Raw genomic sequence first — 18,437 nt, forward strand, 5'->3', positions numbered from 1 at the left:
GTTGTATGACAGAAACAACGAAGCCGGGACGGTATGAGCCGCCCCGGCCAGTGGTGGAGTGTCCGCCCCGCGTGCAATCGAGCTGCCTCAGGCCCTGCTCAGCTCGCAACAGCGATACCAGGCACTTGGAAGCCGAATTGCCTGCTACAGGCTGCTGGAATTACAGCTTGATCCAGGTGGCCTTGAGCTCGGTGTACTTCTCCAGCGCGTGCAGCGACTTGTCACGGCCGTTGCCCGACTGCTTGAAGCCACCGAATGGCGCGGTCATGTCGCCGCCATCATATTGGTTGACCCAGACACTGCCGGCGCGCACGGCGCGGGCCGTCCTGTGCGCCTTGGAAATGTCCGAAGTCCAGATGCCCGCCGCCAGCCCATAGGGTGTGTCGTTGGCGATGGCAACCGCCTCTTCGGCCGTGTCGAAAGCAATCACGGACAGGACGGGGCCGAAGATTTCTTCCTGGGCGATCTTCATGGCATTGGTCACGCCATCGAAGATGGTCGGCTCGACGTAGGTGCCGCCGGTATCTTCCAGCGTCCGCTTGCCACCGGTCAGCAGCTTGGCACCGTCCTTGTGGCCGGCCTCGATGTACGACAGCACGGTATTCATCTGCTGGGTATCGACCAGGGCACCAACGGTGGTCTGCGGGTCCAGCGGGTTGCCGGGCTTCCAGGCCTTGAGGGCCTCGACCACCATGGGCAGGAAGGTGTCCTTGATCGAGCGCTCCACCAGCAAGCGAGAACCTGCGGTGCACACTTCACCCTGGTTGAAGGCGATGGCGCTGGCAGCAGCCTGGGCGGCGGCCTCAAGGTCGGGCGCGTCGGCAAAGACGATGTTCGGGCTCTTGCCACCGGCTTCCAGCCAGATGCGTTTCATGTTCGATTCGCCTGCATACACCATCAGCTGCTTGGCGATCTTGGTCGAACCTGTGAATACCAGGGTGTCGACGTCCATGTGCAGGGCCAGGGCCTTGCCCACGGTGTGGCCATAGCCAGGCAGCACGTTCAGCACACCTGCCGGGATGCCGGCTTGCACCGCCAACTGAGCGATGCGAATGGCCGTCAGCGGCGATTTCTCGGAAGGCTTGAGCACAACCGAGTTGCCCGTAGCCAATGCGGGGCCCAACTTCCAGCTCGCCATCAGCAGCGGGAAGTTCCACGGGACGATGGCACCCACCACGCCTACCGGCTCGCGGGTGACCAGGCCCAGTTGATCGTGAGGCGTAGGAGCGACTTCGTCGTACACCTTGTCGATGGCTTCGGCTGTCCAGTGAATGGCATTGGCAGCGCCTGGGATATCGATGCTGGAGGCGTCACCGATCGGCTTGCCCATGTCCAGCGTTTCAAGCAGCGCCAGCTCTTCCACGTTCTTGCGCAGCAGGTCGGCGAAGCGGATCAGAATGGCCTTGCGCTTGGCCGGAGCCAGCTGTGACCATACGCCCGAATTGAAGGTCGCGCGGGCGTTTTCGACCGCGCGGTTGGCGTCGGCCAGGTCGCAGCTGGCAACCTTGGCCAGGAAGCGTCCGTCGACCGGGCTCAGGCATTCGAAGGTTTCACCGGATGCGGCATCGGTGTATTCGCCGTTGATGAAGGCGCGGCCTTCGATCTTCAGTTGCTGGGCACGTTGTTCCCAGTCTGCACGAGTCAGGGTGGTCATACGAAACTCCTCCTCTTGTTTAGGTGCAACGCTGCACTGAGGACTTGCAGGCGTTGTCGGGGTCCGGGCGTGCGACAGGCGCACACAGGCATGCAATACCCTAAACCAGCCCTTTCAAACTATCAATATATTTGACACTATCGGCTCAAACGCCCAGCGATGTTAATTTTATTGAACATACAGGAGCCCCCTCATGAGCATCGACAGCATCATCGACTTCGCCCAGGCCATTACCGAGGCCGAGCGCTATCGCCCCGCAGCCGAAAAGGTTCTCAAGGGCGAGCCGGACCAGGCCGTGTACAACCACTATGCAAGCCCCTGCGGGCAGTTTGCCGCTGGCGTCTGGGAGGGGGAAGTCGGCCAGTGGAAGGTCAACTACACCGAGCATGAGTACTGCGAAATCGTGCAGGGCGTGTCGGTGCTGCGTGACGAAAAAGGCGCCAGCAAGACACTGCGTGCGGGTGATCGGTTCGTCATACCCGCCGGGTTCAAAGGGACATGGGAAGTGCTGGAGCCTTGCCGCAAGATCTATGCATTGTTCGAGCAGAAGTAACCCCTGGCCTGCCCACCCTTTCGGCCAGGCATAAAAAAACCCGCCTCTGTTCAGAGGCGGGTTTTTTTCAGGTCGCCGATCAATTACTTGATCTTGGCTTCCTTGTACACCACGTGCTTGCGAACAACGGGATCGTATTTCTTGATCTCGATTTTGTCCGGGGTGGTGCGCTTGTTCTTGTCGGTGGTGTAGAAGTGGCCGGTACCGGCACTCGAAACCAGACGGATCAATTCACGCATGATGCTCTCCCTTAAACCTTGGCGCCAGCTTTACGGATGTCAACCAGAACGGCATCGATGCCGCGCTTGTCGATGATGCGCATGCCTTTGGCGGAAACGCGCAGACGCACGAAACGCTTCTCGGATTCAACCCAGAAACGGTGGTGCTGCAGGTTTGGCAGGAAACGACGACGGGTTTTGTTGTTTGCGTGGGAAATGTTGTTCCCGGTTACTGGACCCTTACCAGTAACTTGACAGACTCTCGACATGACTCAGCCCTCTAAAACCACATGCCCAACCCGGCATGGGTTGGCCGCTTAATCTCTCAGTCTTTGGCGCCGAGGCGCCGTGATTCTGGAGGTCTTATCGACCGGATTCGCTGATGCGACAGGCCGAGCCCCTAGAAAAGAGCGCTGCTTTATACCAGAAAGACTCGATTGCAACAATACCTGATCAACATTCGAGCCGGGGCGAACCGCCGCGGGCGGCACGGCCGCAGGCCCTATCGGACGCTGACCGCTCGTCGCCAAGATTGTAAAAAAGAGTGTGGTCATTTTCCGGCAGTCACACTAGGGTAGGCCTTTTCCAGACTGCACTGGCAGATGGGCCACTGACAGCCAAGGAGCCACCATGCGTGCCGCCGCTCTTTCCTTATTGTTCACTTCCCTGCTTGCCGTGGGTGCAGCCCAGGCAGCGCCACTGAGCGTTTGCAGCGAAGCCAGCCCCGAAGGCTTCGACGTGGTGCAGTACAATTCGCTGACTACCACCAATGCCACGGCCGATGTCCTGATGAACCGCCTGGTGGAGTTCGATGCCGGCAAAGGCAAGGTGGTGCCGAGCCTGGCCGCCAGCTGGACGGTGTCGGCCGATGGCCTGGTGTACGATTTCACCTTGCGCGACAACGTGAAATTCCATACCACCGGCTACTTCAAGCCCAGCCGTACGCTCAATGCCGACGACGTGCTGTTCAGCTTCCAGCGCATGCTCTACCCCGCCCACGCCTGGCACAAGACGGCACCCGGCGGCTACCCCCATGCCCAGTCGCTGCAACTGGGCAGCCTGATCAAAACGATCGACGCACCAGCGCCCAATACCGTGCGCTTTACCCTCACCCACCCGGATGCGACCTTCCTGGCTACCCTGAGCATGGGCTTTGCCTCGATCTACTCCGCCGAATACGCCGACACGTTGCTCAAGGCAGGCACTCCCGAGAAGCTCAACAGCCAACCCATCGGCACCGGGCCATTCGTCTTCCAGCGATTCCAGAAGGATGCGGTGGTGCGCTATCGCGCCAATCCTGACTACTTTGCCGGCAAACCGGCCGTCGACCCGCTGATCTTCGCCATCACCACCGATGCGAACGTGCGCCTGCAGAAGCTCAAACGCAATGAGTGCCAGGTAGCCCTGTCGCCCAAGCCACTGGACATTGCCGAAGCCAGCCAGGACAGCAGCCTCAAGGTGGCCAGCACGCCAGCGTTCATGACGGCATTCATCGCGCTCAACAGCCAGCACCCACCCCTGGACAAGCCAGAGGTGCGTCAGGCCATCAACCTGGCTTTCGACAAACAGGCCTACGTGAAGGCTGTTTTCGAAGACTCGGCCATCGCGGCCAATGGCCCGTACCCGCCCAATACCTGGAGCTATGCCAAGGACCTGCCCGGTTACCCACTGGATGTGAAGAAAGCCAAGGCCTTGCTGGCCAAGGCCGGCCTGGCGGACGGCTTCAGCACGACGATCTGGACACGTCCTTCGGGTAGCCTGCTCAACCCCAACCCCAGCCTGGGCGCGCAGATGCTGCAGGCTGATCTCGCCAAGGTGGGCATCAAGGCTGACATTCGGGTGATCGAATGGGGCGAGCTGATCCGCCGCGCCAAGGCCGGCGAGCACGACCTGCTGTTCATGGGCTGGGCAGGTGACAACGGTGACCCGGATAACTTCCTCACCCCGCAGTTCTCCTGTGCAGCGGTCAAGTCCGGGACCAATTTCGCGCGGTTCTGTGACAATCGCCTGGACCAGCTGATCAGTGCCGGTCGCACCACCAATGATCAGAGCGTGCGCAGCCGGCTGTACCAGCAGGCGCAGACCCTGATCCAGCAGCAGGCGCTGTGGGTGCCATTGGCGCATCCGAATGCGGCGGCCCTGCTGCGCCAGGGTGTCGAGGGTTATCAGGTCAACCCGTTCGGCCGGCTGGACTTCAGCAAGGTGAGCGTGACCAAGTAAGCCCTGGCCACGCCTCGCCCTTGTCATGAACGGGGGAAGGCGCCCCTTCCCCGGTCATGACAGGTCGTCCTGGACAGCGCCGCTACCACAGCGGCGTGCCCTAAGCCACGACCCACCCGTGCTCGGCCATGGACAGCGGCTCCCCGTCGCCAATGATGATGTGATCCAGCACACGCACATCGATCAAGGCCAGCCCACGCTTGAGCGACAAGGTCAGGTGCACATCCTCCTTGCTCGGTTCGCTGTTCCCCGAAGGGTGGTTGTGACACAGGATCAGCGCCGCGGCATTGTGCATCAATGCCCGTCGCACGACTTCCCGCGGATAGACACTGGCTCGGTCGATGGTACCCCTGAACAGAATCTCGAACGCCAGTGGCCGGTGCTTGGTGTCCAGAAACAGGCAGCCGAACACCTCGCTGGGTTCATGGCGCAGCATGGCCTTGAGGTAGCGTCGTACGGCCTGGGGGTCCTCCAACGCCGCTGCGCGGGTGATCCCCTCATCGAGGTAGCGACGACCGATTTCCAGCAATGCCTGCAGCTGTGCGTATTTGACCTCCCCTATGCCAGGCTCGCGCAAGACGGCCCGCCGATCGGCCTCCAGAAACGGCCGTAAGCCGCCAAAACGCACCAACAAGCCGCGCGCCAAGTCGAGCACGTTGTGCCCTGCAACGCCTGACCCCAGCAGCACAGCCAGCAGCTCGGCGTCAGACAGCACCGCCGCCCCACGCTGCAGCAGCTTTTCCCTTGGCCGATCCTGAACCGGCCATTCCCTGATGTTCATCGCGTCCCTGCCCTTGCTGCGGCCCATTTCGGCCCTGTGTTAATCTATTTGCCCTCGTACATGCGACGTTCTGCCGCACGCAGTTTCTGTCGCCGCCCGCTTTCACTGGAAAAAGGCAACCCTATGCAGCGGCTGTATCGCAAGCGCATCGTTCTTGGCGTCGGTGGTGGCATCGCCGCCTACAAGAGCGCCGAACTGATCCGCCGACTCCTGGAGCACGGCGCCCAAGTGCGTGTCGTCATGACCCGCGGTGGCGCCGAATTCATCACGCCGCTGACCTTGCAGGCGTTGTCCGGCCATCCGGTGCACCTGGACCTCCTCGACCCGGCAGCAGAGGCGGCCATGGGCCATATCGAGCTGGCCAAATGGGCTGATCTGGTGCTGATCGCTCCGGCCACCGCCGACCTCATGGCACGCCTGGCCCAGGGCATGGCCGATGACCTCTTGACGACCCTGGTGCTGGCCACCGACGCCACCGTCGCCGTCGCCCCCGCCATGAACCAGGCCATGTGGCGTGACGCTGCCACCCAGGCCAACCTCCAAGTGCTCAGGAGCCGAGGCATTCAGGTGTTCGGCCCTGCCTCGGGCAGCCAGGCCTGTGGCGACGTGGGCCTGGGCCGCATGCTCGAGGCCACGGACCTGGCCCGGTGCGCCGCCGAAAGCTTCAAGCGCCAGGCATTGACCGGCAAGCACGTGCTGATCACCGCCGGCCCCACTCAGGAGAACATCGACCCGGTGCGCTACATCACCAATCATAGCTCCGGGAAGATGGGCTTCGCCCTGGCCGAGGCGGCCGCCGAAGCCGGGGCTCGGGTGACCCTCGTGACCGGTCCCGTCCACCTGCCTACCCCCGACCGGGTCAGCCGTATCGACGTGGTCAGCGCGCGGGACATGCTGGCAGCCTGTGAGGCGGCCATGCCATGCGACCTGTTCATCGCTTCGGCGGCGGTGGCGGACTACCGCCCAGAGGTCATAGCGCCACAAAAGCTGAAGAAAGATCCTACGACTGGCGATGGCATGCTGCTGCAGATGGTGCGCAATCCCGATATCCTTGCCACCCTGGCCGGTCGCACCGACCGCCCTTTCAGTGTCGGCTTCGCCGCCGAGACCGAACACTTGCTCGATTACGCCACGCGCAAGCTCAAGGACAAGAACCTCGACCTGATCGTCGCCAACGATGTGGCCAACCCCAGCATCGGCTTCAACAGTGAAGAGAACGCCTTGACCGTGATCGATCGCCAGCAGCACCAGACCCTCTTCGCGCAGACCAGCAAGGGCAAGATCGCCCGTCAGCTGGTTGCCTTCATCGCCGAACGGCTCAATCAGGTTCAGTAAGTTACATGCACGCATTACAAGCCAAGATCCTCGACCCACGCCTGGGTACCGAATTCCCGTTGCCGCAGTACGCCACTCCGGGCTCCGCCGGCCTTGACCTGCGCGCGCTGCTCACGCAGGACACGGTGCTCGAACCCGGTCAGACGGTCCTGATTCCAACGGGCCTGTCCATCCATATCAGCGACCCGGGTCTTGCCGCACTCGTGCTGCCGCGCTCGGGCCTGGGCCACAAGCATGGCATCGTGCTGGGCAACCTGGTCGGGCTGATCGATTCGGACTACCAGGGCGAACTGATGGTGTCGTGCTGGAACCGCGGCACCACCGCCTTCACCATCGCTGTCGGTGAGCGTATCGCCCAGCTGGTGCTCGTGCCCGTGGTACAGGCGCAGTTCGAGATCGTCGAATCGTTCGATCAAAGCCAGCGCGGCGCCGGTGGCTTCGGTCACTCCGGCACCCGTTGAACCGCACATGAGCACATTCGCCATGGATGGCGAACTCCGGGCCGCAACCTTCGTCCAAGCGCTCTGCGTGCGCCTGCAACCGAGCGCTTCTGACTGATGGGGTTTTCCAGATGAACGACATGGCCCCGGCGGGCCGCGCCCACTTGCCGCCTGGTATTTTTCGCGCTTACGACATCCGCGGCATCGTCGGCAAGACGCTGCACGCTGATACCGCCTACTGGATAGGCCGCGCCGTCGGCGCACAGAGCCTGGCCATGGGCGAACCCCAGGTCAGCGTGGGCCGCGATGGTCGCCTGTCCGGCCCGCTGCTCGTCGAGCCGCTGATCCGCGGCCTGGTCGAAGCAGGCTGCCATGTGAACGACCTTGGTCTGGTACCCACGCCGGCGCTGTACTACGCCACTCACGAACTGGGCGGCAAATCGGGCGTGATGCTCACCGGTAGTCACAACCCCCCGGACTACAACGGCTTCAAGATCGTCATTGCAGGCGACACCCTGGCCAACGAGCAGATCCAGGCGCTGCTCGGCCGCTTGCAGGCCAATGACCTGACCCTGGGCACAGGGCACGTGCAGCAGGTAGCGATTCTGGAGCGCTATTTCCAGCGGATCGTCAGTGACGTGAAGCTGGCCAGAAGGCTCAAGGTGGTCGTGGACTGTGGCAACGGCGTCGCTGGCGTGATCGCCCCGCAACTGATCGAAGCGTTGGGTTGCGAGGTGATTGCGCTGTTCAGCGAAGTGGATGGCAACTTCCCGAACCATCACCCCGACCCCAGCAAGGCGCATAACCTTCAGGTGCTGATCGACACGGTCAAGCGCACGGGTGCGGACCTCGGCCTGGCATTCGACGGCGACGCGGATCGCGTCGGCGTGGTGACCGAGGCCGGCAGCATCATCTACGCCGACCGCTTGCTGATGCTGTTCGCCCAGGATGTCCTGGCTCGTAACCCAGGCGCCGAAATCATCTTCGACGTCAAGTGCACCCGACGCCTCATCCCCCTGATCGAACGATTGGGCGGACGTACCCTGATGTGGAAGACCGGTCATTCGTTGATGAAGAAGAAGATGCATCAGACCGGCGCTTTGCTCGCAGGCGAGATGAGCGGTCATCTCTTCATCAAGGAACGTTGGTACGGTTTCGACGACGGCATCTACAGCGCTGCGCGCCTGTTGGAAATCCTCAGCAAGACCGAACAGAGTGCCGAAACCGTGTTCGCCGCTTTTCCTGATGATATTTCCACGCCGGAACTCAATATTGATGTGACCGATGAACGTAAATTCAGCATCATTGATGCACTGCAACGCGACGCCGATTGGGGTGACGCGCGCCTGACCACCATTGACGGTGTACGGGTGGACTATGCACAGGGCTGGGGCCTGGTGCGTGCCTCCAACACCACACCGGTTCTGGTACTGCGCTTCGAGGCCGACAGCGACGCCGAGTTGCAGCGTATCAAGGATGTTTTCCGCACTCAGTTGCTGCGAGTAGAACCTGACCTGCAACTGCCGTTCTGACCGACTATCTGGCCTCACAGGAGCCCTGCATGACCCTCGATCGCGATGCCGCCACCCACGTAGCCGAAGTTCTGTCCGAAGCCTTGCCCTACATTCGCCGCTTCGTCGGCAAGACGCTGGTGATCAAGTACGGCGGCAACGCGATGGAAAGCGAGGAGCTCAAGACGGGCTTCGCCCGCGACATCGTGCTGATGAAGGCCGTGGGCATCAACCCGGTGGTCGTGCACGGGGGTGGCCCGCAGATCGGTGATCTGCTCAAGCGGCTTTCCATCGAAAGCCATTTCATCGACGGCATGCGCGTGACCGATTCGGCGACCATGGACGTTGTGGAAATGGTACTGGGCGGCCAGGTCAACAAGGACATCGTCAACCTTATCAACCGGCACGGTGGCAGCGCCATCGGCCTGACTGGCAAGGACGCGGAACTGATCCGTGCACGCAAGCTCACCGTCAGCCGCCAGACGCCGGAAATGACCACCGCCGAGATCATCGACATCGGCCATGTGGGTGAAGTGGTGAGCGTGAACACCGACCTGCTGAACATGCTGGTCAAGGGTGATTTCATCCCGGTGATCGCCCCCATCGGCGTCGGCATCAATGGCGAGTCCTACAACATCAATGCCGACCTGGTAGCAGGCAAGGTGGCCGAAGCGCTGCAGGCCGAGAAGCTGATGCTGCTGACCAACATCGCCGGGCTGATGGACAAGCAGGGCCAGGTCTTGACCGGTCTGACCACAGAGCAGGTCAACGAACTGATCGCCGACGGCACCATCTACGGTGGCATGCTTCCGAAGATCAAATGCGCCCTGGATGCGGTGCAAGGCGGCGTGAACAGCTCGCACATCATCGATGGCCGCGTGCCGAACGCGGTGCTGCTGGAAATCTTCACCGACAGCGGCGTGGGCACCTTGATCACCAACCACAAGTCGCTTTCCTGACCTGCCAGGCCTGTCGCCGCCAAGCCGGCGACAGGCCAGAACTGGCGGCACAAAAAAGGCGACCTCAAACCGAGGTCGCCTTTTTCGCTTTCAGACCCTGGGTCAGATCCCGTACTGCGCCCGGTAGGCCTCGACCGCAGGCAGGTGCTGCTTGAGTTGCGGGTCGTCAGCCAGGAACTCCAGCACCTGGGTCAGCGAGACGATGCTGACCACCGGTATGCCGAAGTCGCGCTCCACTTCCTGGATGGCCGACAGCTCGCCATTGCCACGCTCCTCGCGGTTCAACGCGATCAGCACGCCAGCGGCGTTGGCCTGCTGCGCCTTGATGATTTGCATGACTTCGCGAATGGCGGTACCGGCAGTGATCACGTCGTCGATGATCAGCACATCGCCTGCCAGAGGCGCACCGACCAGGCTGCCGCCCTCGCCGTGATCCTTGGCTTCCTTGCGGTTGAAGCACCAGGGCACATCTTGCCCATGCTGGTCAGCCAGCGCGACGGCAGTGGTCGCGGCCAGGGGAATACCCTTGTAGGCCGGGCCGAACAGCACGTCGAACGAGATCTTGCTGTCGACGATGGCGGCGGCGTAGCAACGCCCCAGCTCGGCCAGTGCCGAACCTGTGTTGAACAGGCCAGCGTTGAAGAAGTACGGGCTGGTACGCCCGGACTTGAGAGTGAACTCACCGAAACGCAGGACCCCGCGATCGATGGCAAAACGGATGAAGTCGCGCTGATACGGCTGCATGGAAAGTCCCGGACACCACGGATTTAGCTAAATGGGTTGAGCTCGGGTATCATACACGCACGAGATTTATGGGGCCATTTATGCGGATCATCAGTGTGAACGTTAATGGCATTCAGGCTGCGGCCGAGCGTGGTTTGCTCAGCTGGCTACAAGCCCAGAATGCCGACGTCATCTGCCTTCAGGATACCCGCGCCTCGGCCTTTGAACTCGATGACCCAGCTTTCCAGCTCGATGGCTATTTCCTTTATGCCTGCGACGCGGAGGTGCCTGCCCAAGGTGGTGTGGCCCTTTATTCGCGCATGCAGCCCAAGGCAGTCATCACCGGCCTGGGCTTCGAGACAGCCGACCGTTACGGGCGTTACCTGCAAGCAGATTTCGACAAAGTCAGTATTGCCAGCCTGCTCCTGCCTTCGGGCATGAACGGGGATGAAGACTTGAACCAGAAATTCAAGTTGATGGACGACTTCGCCAAGTACCTGGACAAGCAGCGTCGCAAGCGCCGTGAGTACATCTACTGTGGGTCGTTCTATGTTGCCCAGCAGAAGCTCGACATCAAGAACTGGCGTGACAGCCAGCAGTCGCCGGGTTTCCTGCCGCCAGAGCGTGCCTGGATGGATGCCATCACCGGCGAGATGGGTTACGTGGATGCCCTGCGCGAAGTCAGCCGTGAGGGTGACCAGTACAGCTGGTGGCCGGACAACGAGCAGGCCGAAATGCTGAACCTGGGCTACCGGTTCGACTACCAGATCCTCACCCCAGGCCTGCGCCGCTTCGTGCGCAACGCGCGCTTACCACGTCAGCCGCGCTTCTCCCAGCATGCGCCATTGATCGTCGACTACGACTGGACGCTGACTATCTGAACAACCAGTGGGGCTGCCTTGCAGCCCCACTTGGCTATTTGATCGGCCGCCAGATCATCGGGTAGCGGTAAGGCTTGCCTTCGTTGGCGCGTACCGCAGCGATGACGATCAGAATCATCACCGCCACTGACAGCACGGCAAACAGCACCAGCCCGATCACCACGAATATCAGCAGCAGGCAGATGAACCCTGCCACGGTCACGCTGATCTGGAAATTCAGCGCTTCCTTGCCCTGCGCATCGATGAACGGGTCCTGCTCGCGCTTGAGGTGCCACAGCACCAACGGCCCCAGCAGGTGCCCGAGCGGGATCACCAGGCCAAGGAGCGCGGAAAGGTGACAGAGCATCGCCCACTGCCTGACCTCGGCACTGGGCGGGATGATCGAAATATTCGGATCGGTCATGCCTGCACCCTCCTGATCAGGTTCAGTCTGCCAGCGCGGCTTGCTGCAGCTGGAAGATCTCGTCCATGCCCTTCTGCGCCAGGGCGAGCATGGCGTTGAAGTCTTCTGGCTGGAACGGCGCACCTTCTGCCGTACCCTGCACCTCGATGAAACCGCCAGCGCTGGTCATGACCACGTTCAGGTCGGTTTCGGCTGCCGAGTCCTCCAGGTAGTCCAGGTCGAGCACCGCTTCACCCTGATACATGCCCACCGACACGGCGGCGATCATGTGCTTGAGCGGGTTGCCCGCCTTCAGGCCACCACGCTTCTTGATCACGGCCAAGGCATCACAGACGGCAACCATGGCACCGGTGATGGAGGCTGTACGGGTGCCGCCATCGGCCTGGATGACATCGCAATCGATGTACAGCGTAATGTCACCGAGCTTGCTCATGTCCAGCGCTGCGCGCAGTGAGCGGCCGATCAGGCGCTGGATCTCCAGCGTGCGACCGCCTTGCTTGCCACGGCTGGCTTCGCGTTGGTTACGTTCGCCCGTCGAGCGCGGCAGCATGCCGTATTCGGCGGTCAACCAACCTTGGCCCTGGCCTTTGAGAAAGCGCGGCACGCCGTTTTCCACGCTGACCGTGCAGATGACTTTCGTGTCACCGAACTCGACCAGTACCGACCCTTCGGCGTGCTTGGTGTAGTTGCGGGTGATGCGGATCGAGCGGAGCTGATCGGCGGCGCGACCACTTGGACGTTTCATCTGGGATACCTGTACTGGGACATTGAATCTGGCAGGCATTATAGAGCCCGTAGCCTAGTGAGGACACGCCTATCGTCGCTGACGGTCGTGCGCGCCTGCATTTGCGACGGTCCTGTCCGTCGCTCAGGCGCACTGGCGCATTGGGTCGCAAGGCCCCAGTGCGCTACAATCCTGCGCCTCGCAGCCAGCAGGCTGCCATGTCCAATCTTTACGCGAGGTACCCCCATGGTGCACAGCATGACCGCGTTTGCGCGGGTCGAGCGCGCCGGCAGCCAAGGCACCCTGGTCTGGGAGCTGCGCTCGGTCAATCACCGTTACCTGGAGCCGCACCTGCGCCTGCCCGATGCCCTGCGCGACCTTGAAGGTGGCGTGCGCGAAGGCCTGCGCCAAGGCCTTTCCCGAGGCAAGGTGGAATGCACCCTGCGCCTGAACGAGGACAGCAGCGGCAAGCCGTTGCAGGTCGACCGCGAGCGCGCTGCGCAGCTAGTGGCCGCCGCCGAGCAAGTGGCAGCGCTGATCCAGCAGCCGGCGCCGCTCAACCCGTTGGAAGTGCTGTCCTGGCCGGGCGTACTGGTCGCTGACGCCAGCGACCCACAGGCACTCAATGCCCAAGCCATGGCGCTGTTCAACGACGCGCTTGCCGAACTCAAGGCCGGGCGTCAGCGCGAAGGCCAGGAATTGGCCCGTCTGATCAACGAGCGCCTGGACAGCATGGCCGAAGAGGTCACGACGCTGCGAGCGCTGGTGCCACAGATGCTGGCCGCGCAACGCCAGAAGATCCTGGATCGCTTCAACGACCTTCAGGCCGAAATCGACCCGCAGCGCCTGGAGCAGGAAATGGTCCTGCTGGCCCAGAAGAGCGACGTGGCCGAGGAGCTTGATCGCCTCGACACCCATGTCGCCGAAGTACGGCGCGTACTCAAGGGTGCAGGTGCCGCCGGGCGCCGCCTGGATTTCCTGATGCAAGAGCTCAATCGCGAAGCCAACACGCTCGGTTCCAAAGCCTTCGATCCCCGCAGCACGCAGGCGGCGGTCAACCTGAAGGTCCTGATCGAACAGATGCGTGAACAAGTACAGAACATCGAGTAAGGCCACACCGACCATGAACCACACCAGCGGCACCCTCTATATCGTTTCCGCTCCGTCCGGCGCCGGCAAGACCAGCCTGGTCAACGCCCTGACCCAGGACGACAAGCAGATTCGTGTTTCCGTCTCGCACACCACCCGGGCCATGCGTCCTGGCGAGCAGCATGGTGTGAACTACCACTTCGTCGAGCATGACGCGTTCAGGGCACTGATCGAACAGGGCGATTTTCTGGAGCATGCCGAGGTGTTCGGCAACTTCTATGGCACCTCTCGCAGTGCATTGCAGCAGACGCTGGACCAAGGCTTCGACCTGATCCTGGAAATCGACTGGCAAGGCGCGCAGCAGGTACGCAAGCTGATGCCACAGGCGTTGTCGGTCTTCATCCTGCCGCCAAGCCAGGCCGCATTGCGCGAGCGCCTCGATGGCCGCGGCCAGGACAGCGACGCGATCATCGCCGGGCGCATGAAAGAGGCCGTCAGCGAGATGGTGCATTACGACGAGTACGACTACGTGATCATCAACGATGTTTTCGATACGGCACTGGCGGACTTGAAAGCCGTGTTCCGCGCCAATCGCCTGCTCCTGAAGAAGCAGCAACACCGCCATGGGGCGCTGCTCGAGCAGTTGATCGGCTGACGCGCGCGGGCCTTCCGGAAGGCCCTCGCGCAATCTTCTGCACGTCGCAGGTAGTGGCCCTGGTCAGTCCCGCAACGGCAAGGTAGCGTGCTGACGCAGCGTGGCTCCCAGGAAGTAGGCGGGGGCTCGCAGCCGGGACATCAGCATCAGCACGATCCCCAGGACGGAAATAATCCCCGCGATCACGAAGACCAGCCCGACCCCGCCGACGTGCGAGCCACTGCCGAAGTCCGGCGAGGCGCTGTCGATGGCTGTGCGCACGAAGATCACCGACAGGATGACACCGCCCACCAAAGGGCATAGCCCGCGCATGAGCAAATGCCGAAGGCTGCCGAACAGACTGCTGCGGAAATACCAGACGCAGGCGAACGCCGTGAGTGAGTAATAGAAGCAGATCATCATGCCCAGGGCGGTGATGGTGTCGGCCAGTACGTTTTCGCTGAGCGTGCGCATGGTGACGTAGAACAGCCCGGCGGCCACCCCGGCGCATACCGTGGCGTAACGCGGCGTCTGCGAGCGCGGGCAGACCTTGGCAAACTTCTGCGGTACCGCCCCGTAATAGCCCATGGCAAGCAAGGTGCGCGCAGGCGAAACGAAGGTCGATTGCAGGGAAGCAGCGGTGCTGGCCAGTACCGCGATGGACATCAGGATCGCCAGCGGCCCCATGACCGGGCCGGCCAGATGGGCGAACACGTTTTCCTGGATGCGCGGGTTGTTCAGGCCCAGCCCCGACTCGCTGGTGCCGGCGAACTGCAACGTGGCAATGGCCGTCAGCAAGTACAGCCCCAGAATCAACAACACGGTCCAGGTGGCCGCCTTGCCCGGAACCTCTTCGCTGCCTACCGATTCTTCACTGACGGTCAGGCATACGTCCCAGCCCCAGAAAATGAAGATCGACAACGACAGCCCGGCGGCGAACGCCGAGAAGGATTCGACCCCGAACGGGTTGAACCAGGCGAAATCGAATGCCAGGGGCGGTGGCGCCGTCGTTTCGCCGAATGCTGCGAAGGCGAAACCAACCAGTACCAGCAGTTGCAACGCCACCAGACCGTACTGCACGGTCATGGTCGTGGTCATGCCCCGGCAACAGATCCACACGGCCAAGGCGATGAACACGCAACAGGTCACGATATTGATCAGCAAGTTGTCGGCAAGCGCCGCCAGTCCAGGGTTGCCTGTGATCTGGCCGAGGAACAGGTAGAAAAAGTCCACTGCCACACCGGCCAGGTTCGACAGCACGATGGTGGTCGCCACCACCAGCCCCCAACCGCCGATCCATCCAATCATCGGGCCGAAGGCTCGCGCCGACCAGGTGAACGACGTACCGCTGTCCGGCTCGGCCGAATTCAGCTCGCGATAGCCCAGGGCGACCAGCAGCATGGGCAGGAACCCGACGATGAACACCGCCGGCAGGTGAGCGCCGACCTCGCGCACGGTCGGGCCCAAGGCGCCGGTAAGGGTGTAGACCGGGGCGATGGTGGAGATGCCCAGCACCACGCTGGCCAACAGCCCTAACCGGCCTTTGGCCAGGCCCTTGCCACCCTGTTGGATGCTTTCGCCAGCCGCCACATCGGGTGGGCGGCCGGCTTCTGTGTAATCGCTCATGAATATCAGCCGTAGTGTTGGAATTGTTTTTAACAAGCCTCTCGCCAAGGCCTGCCCACTCAGAGCCCGCTGCAAAACCTTCCCCTGGCTTCATGCAGGCGCCTTGGCGCTACACGGTGTGCAGGTACCAGTTGTATTCGAGGTCGGAAATCGACACCTCGAATTCGGCCAGCTCGCTGTCCTTGCAGGCCACGAAGATATCGATGTAATGCGCACTGATGTACCGCTTGAGCACTTCGCTGTCTTCCAGCGCGCGCAGCGCGTCGCGCAGGTTGTTCGCAAGGCTCTGTTCCAGTTGCTCGAAGGCATTGCCTTCAATGGGCGCCTGCGGCTCGATCTGATGGGTCAGGCCATGGTGAACGCCAGCAAGAATCACCGCAAGCGTCAGGTAAGGGTTGGCGTCTGCACCTGCCACGCGATGTTCCAGGCGGGCGCTGTGGCTGTTTTCTGTGGGCACACGCAGGGCCACGGTACGGTTATCCAAGCCCCAGCCTGGGGCGTTTGGTACATTGAACTGGGCGCCGAACCTGCGATACGAATTGATGTTCGGGCACAGGAAGGCCATCGACGCGGGAAGTGTCTCCAGTACACCGCCGATGGCATGGCGCAGCGCTTCGCACCTGAGCGGTTCGTCGCTTGCAAAGAGGTTCTTGCCGCTGTGTTTTTCTACAAGCGACAGGTGAACATGCAGACCATTGCCCGCCTGATCGGGATAGGGCTTGGCCATGAATGTCGTGTCCATTTCATGGTCGTAGGCAACGTTCTTGATCAGGCGCTTGAGCAGGATCGCTTGATCACAGGCTTTCAGAGGGTCGGCCACGTGATGCAGATTGACCTTGAACTGCGCAGGCGCGCTTTCCTTGACGATGGCATCGACAGGCAAGCCTTGGGCCTTTGCCGCTTGGAGGATGTCCTGCAAACAGTCGGCGTACTCGTCCAGGTCGTCGATGAAGTAGGCCTGGGTCGAATGCGCACGCTTTCCGGACAACGGCGAGCGCGGCGGCTGCGGTCGCCCATTGAGGTTGTCCTGATCGATCAGGTAAAACTCGAGCGCCAATGCAACGCGCAGGGTCAGGCCAAGCGCTTCGAACCGGCCCACGACCTGACGCAAGACTTCGCGCGGATCGGCGAAGAACGGCTGGCCGTCCAGTTCGTGCATGGTCATGAGCAACTGGGCGGTGGGGCGCTTCTGCCAAGGTTCATGCGCAAGCGTACCGGCAATGGGGTGGCAGATGCGATCGGCATCGCCCATGTCCAGGCCCAGTCCAGTGCTTTCCACGGTAGCGCCGTTGATGTCGAGCGCAAACAGCGATGCTGGCAGATTGATACCTCGCTCATACACCTTGTGCAAGCTCGTCCGCTCGATGCGCTTGCCACGCACGACTCCATTCATATCGGCAATCAGCAAGTCGACGTATTGGGTGTCGGGGTGTGCCTGCAGGAAGTCATTCATCTCGCGTGAGAAGCGGGCGCACGGGGCTAGCGACGTCATGGCTGTACATCCTTTGCTTGGCTGCGGCGATGTGGAGAGACGGCTGGCGCCTGGTAGGCGACGATGGTTGCAGCTGTTGTTGTTTTCACTTTCCCATCGTGGGGATCGGTAACCGCAGCGGGCGCATTGATTCCCGGGGGTCGTTTCACTATAAAATGGCCCTGACGCAACAGACATTGGCAATTCGGCAACGAGAGCGTGCACCGATGCAATATCAAATTACCCATGCCGACCTTTCGCTGGTCCTGGCGTTGGAACGCGGGCGCTCTCTGGCCAAGGCGGCCGAGTTGCTCAAGGTGGACGTGTCGACCGTTTTCCGGTCGATACGTCGCCTGGAATCAGCGCTGGGCACGGCCCTGTTCGTCAAGAGCCGCAAAGGCTACTTGCCCACCGACACTGCACAGGCCCTGGCCGAGCAGGCCGAGCGCGCAGAACAGGCACTCGAGGCGGCGCGCATTGCCATGACCAGCGGTGAACAGGTCGTCAGTGGTACCGTGCGGCTGACCTGCACGGAGGCCGTCATGCACAGCCTGCTGCTGCCTGCACTGGCCGACTTCATGCAGAATTACCCCGCGCTGTCGCTGGAGATGGGCACCTCCAATGTGTTCGCCAACCTCAGCCGGCGAGACGCAGACATCGCCCTGCGCCTGACCAACACGCCGCCCGAGCACCTGGTGGGGCGCAACCTGGGTTCGACTTCCTATGTGATATGCGGCCAACCCCATTGGCGCGACCGCCTCGGTGAAAGCGCCAGCGCGGTGCCATGGATCGCGCCGGATGACGCCATGCAGGACCATCCGACGGTGGTCTGGCGCAACCAGCAACACCCTGGCCTGAGCCCGCGCTACCAGTGCAGCGGTATGTCCACCATTGCCCAACTGGTCACCGCTGGCCTGGGCGTGGCAGCGCTGCCGGACTACATGGTGCATAGCCTGCCAGGGGTCGATGCACTCAGCGGGCCGTTGCCGGGTTGCGACACCCAGTTGTGGCTCTTGACCCGACCGGACTGCCGCGCGCTGCGCTCGGTGCAGACCCTCTTCGAGGAGCTCACCCCACGGTTGCGTGACGCAATGCTCTGAGGTTATTGTCAGGGCCATTGCAAGGCGTCTATGGCGGTCCTTGCACTGCGTTCCAGCGGTATGATCAGGCCTGGCAAACGCGGACATGCATCGAAGTACCTGAATGATTCGCACC

At 62.0% G+C, this 18,437-nt stretch carries 19 protein-coding genes; 10 read left to right on the forward strand and 9 right to left on the reverse strand.

Annotated features, from left to right (window positions below; translation table 11 throughout):
• Positions 1–160: 160 nt before the first annotated feature.
• On the reverse strand, positions 161–1,654 hold the full coding sequence (locus NMB38_RS21415) for an aldehyde dehydrogenase (RefSeq protein WP_023532569.1): 1,494 nt from the start codon (positions 1,652–1,654) through the stop codon (positions 161–163).
• Between the two features lie 193 nt (positions 1,655–1,847).
• Between NMB38_RS21415 and NMB38_RS21420 the strand changes: the two genes are divergently transcribed.
• Entirely contained in the window at positions 1,848–2,207 is a 360-nt protein-coding gene (locus NMB38_RS21420; protein WP_028686773.1) for a cupin domain-containing protein, read from the forward strand.
• A gap of 83 nt (positions 2,208–2,290) precedes the next feature.
• Here the strand turns inward: NMB38_RS21420 and rpmG are convergent, their stop codons facing one another.
• Both rpmG and rpmB read right to left on the reverse strand, forming a co-directional pair.
• The gene (gene rpmG / locus NMB38_RS21425; protein WP_003253507.1) at positions 2,291–2,446 is read right to left on the reverse strand and encodes a 50S ribosomal protein L33; all 156 of its coding nucleotides are present in this window, start codon (positions 2,444–2,446) and stop codon (positions 2,291–2,293) included.
• An 11-nt stretch (positions 2,447–2,457) separates the two neighbouring features.
• The gene (rpmB, locus tag NMB38_RS21430; protein ID WP_003253504.1) at positions 2,458–2,694 is read right to left on the reverse strand and encodes a 50S ribosomal protein L28; all 237 of its coding nucleotides are present in this window, start codon (positions 2,692–2,694) and stop codon (positions 2,458–2,460) included.
• Positions 2,695–3,055: 361 nt separating this feature from the next.
• On the opposite strand from rpmB, the gene NMB38_RS21435 reads away from it, so the two are divergent.
• On the forward strand, positions 3,056–4,645 hold the full coding sequence (locus tag NMB38_RS21435; RefSeq protein ID WP_027913374.1) for an ABC transporter substrate-binding protein: 1,590 nt from the start codon (positions 3,056–3,058) through the stop codon (positions 4,643–4,645).
• Positions 4,646–4,745: 100 nt separating this feature from the next.
• Here the strand turns inward: NMB38_RS21435 and radC are convergent, their stop codons facing one another.
• Complete coding sequence (gene radC, locus NMB38_RS21440) at positions 4,746–5,426, reverse strand: RadC family protein (RefSeq protein WP_028686774.1); 681 nt, start codon at positions 5,424–5,426, stop codon at positions 4,746–4,748.
• 123 nt (positions 5,427–5,549) lie between these two features.
• Between radC and coaBC the strand changes: the two genes are divergently transcribed.
• From coaBC to argB, 4 genes are all read left to right on the forward strand, one after another.
• Positions 5,550–6,761, forward strand: a complete 1,212-nt coding sequence (coaBC, locus tag NMB38_RS21445; RefSeq protein WP_028686775.1) for a bifunctional phosphopantothenoylcysteine decarboxylase/phosphopantothenate--cysteine ligase CoaBC — start codon at positions 5,550–5,552, stop codon at positions 6,759–6,761.
• A gap of 5 nt (positions 6,762–6,766) precedes the next feature.
• Positions 6,767–7,222, forward strand: coding sequence for a dUTP diphosphatase (gene dut, locus NMB38_RS21450; protein ID WP_027913372.1), 456 nt, complete (start codon positions 6,767–6,769; stop codon positions 7,220–7,222).
• Positions 7,223–7,341: 119 nt separating this feature from the next.
• Positions 7,342–8,733, forward strand: a complete 1,392-nt coding sequence (locus NMB38_RS21455; protein ID WP_345956882.1) for a phosphomannomutase/phosphoglucomutase — start codon at positions 7,342–7,344, stop codon at positions 8,731–8,733.
• Positions 8,734–8,762: 29 nt separating this feature from the next.
• Positions 8,763–9,671, forward strand: coding sequence for an acetylglutamate kinase (gene argB / locus NMB38_RS21460; RefSeq protein ID WP_023532327.1), 909 nt, complete (start codon positions 8,763–8,765; stop codon positions 9,669–9,671).
• Between the two features lie 102 nt (positions 9,672–9,773).
• Here the strand turns inward: argB and pyrE are convergent, their stop codons facing one another.
• On the reverse strand, positions 9,774–10,415 hold the full coding sequence (gene pyrE / locus NMB38_RS21465; protein ID WP_027913370.1) for an orotate phosphoribosyltransferase: 642 nt from the start codon (positions 10,413–10,415) through the stop codon (positions 9,774–9,776).
• Between the two features lie 80 nt (positions 10,416–10,495).
• Here pyrE and crc point away from each other — a divergent pair, with 80 nt between their 5' ends.
• Positions 10,496–11,275, forward strand: coding sequence for a catabolite repression control protein Crc (gene crc / locus NMB38_RS21470; protein WP_023532406.1), 780 nt, complete (start codon positions 10,496–10,498; stop codon positions 11,273–11,275).
• A gap of 34 nt (positions 11,276–11,309) precedes the next feature.
• Here crc and NMB38_RS21475 read toward each other — a convergent pair whose 3' ends face one another.
• Together NMB38_RS21475 and rph are read right to left on the reverse strand one after the other, a co-directional pair.
• On the reverse strand, positions 11,310–11,678 hold the full coding sequence (locus NMB38_RS21475) for a DUF4870 domain-containing protein (RefSeq protein WP_028686777.1): 369 nt from the start codon (positions 11,676–11,678) through the stop codon (positions 11,310–11,312).
• Positions 11,679–11,700: 22 nt separating this feature from the next.
• On the reverse strand, positions 11,701–12,423 hold the full coding sequence (rph, locus tag NMB38_RS21480) for a ribonuclease PH (RefSeq protein ID WP_023532860.1): 723 nt from the start codon (positions 12,421–12,423) through the stop codon (positions 11,701–11,703).
• A gap of 225 nt (positions 12,424–12,648) precedes the next feature.
• On the opposite strand from rph, the gene NMB38_RS21485 reads away from it, so the two are divergent.
• A complete protein-coding gene (locus NMB38_RS21485; RefSeq protein ID WP_027913369.1) occupies positions 12,649–13,512 on the forward strand; it encodes a YicC/YloC family endoribonuclease in 864 nt (287 codons plus the stop codon).
• 13 nt (positions 13,513–13,525) lie between these two features.
• Complete coding sequence (gmk, locus tag NMB38_RS21490; protein WP_027913368.1) at positions 13,526–14,146, forward strand: guanylate kinase; 621 nt, start codon at positions 13,526–13,528, stop codon at positions 14,144–14,146.
• 63 nt (positions 14,147–14,209) lie between these two features.
• On the opposite strand, the gene NMB38_RS21495 is transcribed toward gmk, so the two are convergent.
• Positions 14,210–15,751 carry an APC family permease gene (locus NMB38_RS21495; RefSeq protein WP_345956461.1) on the reverse strand — a complete coding sequence of 514 codons (1,542 nt, stop codon included), beginning with the start codon at positions 15,749–15,751 and terminating at the stop codon, positions 14,210–14,212.
• Positions 15,752–15,860: 109 nt separating this feature from the next.
• Positions 15,861–17,243 carry a glutamine synthetase family protein gene (locus tag NMB38_RS21500; RefSeq protein WP_345956462.1) on the reverse strand — a complete coding sequence of 461 codons (1,383 nt, stop codon included), beginning with the start codon at positions 17,241–17,243 and terminating at the stop codon, positions 15,861–15,863.
• A gap of 206 nt (positions 17,244–17,449) precedes the next feature.
• Between NMB38_RS21500 and NMB38_RS21505 the strand changes: the two genes are divergently transcribed.
• Positions 17,450–18,322 carry a LysR family transcriptional regulator gene (locus NMB38_RS21505; protein ID WP_027913365.1) on the forward strand — a complete coding sequence of 291 codons (873 nt, stop codon included), beginning with the start codon at positions 17,450–17,452 and terminating at the stop codon, positions 18,320–18,322.
• Positions 18,323–18,437: the final 115 nt, after the last annotated feature.

It is taken from the genome of Pseudomonas sp. FBCC-B35 (genome assembly GCF_059133755.1).

What these genes read in the sequence shown, in the direction of transcription:
- NMB38_RS21415 (WP_023532569.1), bottom strand. Translation starts at nt 1,654, where the DNA reads ATGACCACCCTGACTCGTGCAGACTGGGAACAACGTGCCCAGCAACTG.
- NMB38_RS21420 (WP_028686773.1), top strand. Translation starts at nt 1,848, where the DNA reads ATGAGCATCGACAGCATCATCGACTTCGCCCAGGCCATTACCGAGGCC.
- rpmG (WP_003253507.1), bottom strand. Translation starts at nt 2,446, where the DNA reads ATGCGTGAATTGATCCGTCTGGTTTCGAGTGCCGGTACCGGCCACTTC.
- rpmB (WP_003253504.1), bottom strand. Translation starts at nt 2,694, where the DNA reads ATGTCGAGAGTCTGTCAAGTTACTGGTAAGGGTCCAGTAACCGGGAAC.
- NMB38_RS21435 (WP_027913374.1), top strand. Translation starts at nt 3,056, where the DNA reads ATGCGTGCCGCCGCTCTTTCCTTATTGTTCACTTCCCTGCTTGCCGTG.
- radC (WP_028686774.1), bottom strand. Translation starts at nt 5,426, where the DNA reads ATGAACATCAGGGAATGGCCGGTTCAGGATCGGCCAAGGGAAAAGCTG.
- coaBC (WP_028686775.1), top strand. Translation starts at nt 5,550, where the DNA reads ATGCAGCGGCTGTATCGCAAGCGCATCGTTCTTGGCGTCGGTGGTGGC.
- dut (WP_027913372.1), top strand. Translation starts at nt 6,767, where the DNA reads ATGCACGCATTACAAGCCAAGATCCTCGACCCACGCCTGGGTACCGAA.
- NMB38_RS21455 (WP_345956882.1), top strand. Translation starts at nt 7,342, where the DNA reads ATGGCCCCGGCGGGCCGCGCCCACTTGCCGCCTGGTATTTTTCGCGCT.
- argB (WP_023532327.1), top strand. Translation starts at nt 8,763, where the DNA reads ATGACCCTCGATCGCGATGCCGCCACCCACGTAGCCGAAGTTCTGTCC.
- pyrE (WP_027913370.1), bottom strand. Translation starts at nt 10,415, where the DNA reads ATGCAGCCGTATCAGCGCGACTTCATCCGTTTTGCCATCGATCGCGGG.
- crc (WP_023532406.1), top strand. Translation starts at nt 10,496, where the DNA reads ATGCGGATCATCAGTGTGAACGTTAATGGCATTCAGGCTGCGGCCGAG.
- NMB38_RS21475 (WP_028686777.1), bottom strand. Translation starts at nt 11,678, where the DNA reads ATGACCGATCCGAATATTTCGATCATCCCGCCCAGTGCCGAGGTCAGG.
- rph (WP_023532860.1), bottom strand. Translation starts at nt 12,423, where the DNA reads ATGAAACGTCCAAGTGGTCGCGCCGCCGATCAGCTCCGCTCGATCCGC.
- NMB38_RS21485 (WP_027913369.1), top strand. Translation starts at nt 12,649, where the DNA reads ATGGTGCACAGCATGACCGCGTTTGCGCGGGTCGAGCGCGCCGGCAGC.
- gmk (WP_027913368.1), top strand. Translation starts at nt 13,526, where the DNA reads ATGAACCACACCAGCGGCACCCTCTATATCGTTTCCGCTCCGTCCGGC.
- NMB38_RS21495 (WP_345956461.1), bottom strand. Translation starts at nt 15,751, where the DNA reads ATGAGCGATTACACAGAAGCCGGCCGCCCACCCGATGTGGCGGCTGGC.
- NMB38_RS21500 (WP_345956462.1), bottom strand. Translation starts at nt 17,243, where the DNA reads ATGACGTCGCTAGCCCCGTGCGCCCGCTTCTCACGCGAGATGAATGAC.
- NMB38_RS21505 (WP_027913365.1), top strand. Translation starts at nt 17,450, where the DNA reads ATGCAATATCAAATTACCCATGCCGACCTTTCGCTGGTCCTGGCGTTG.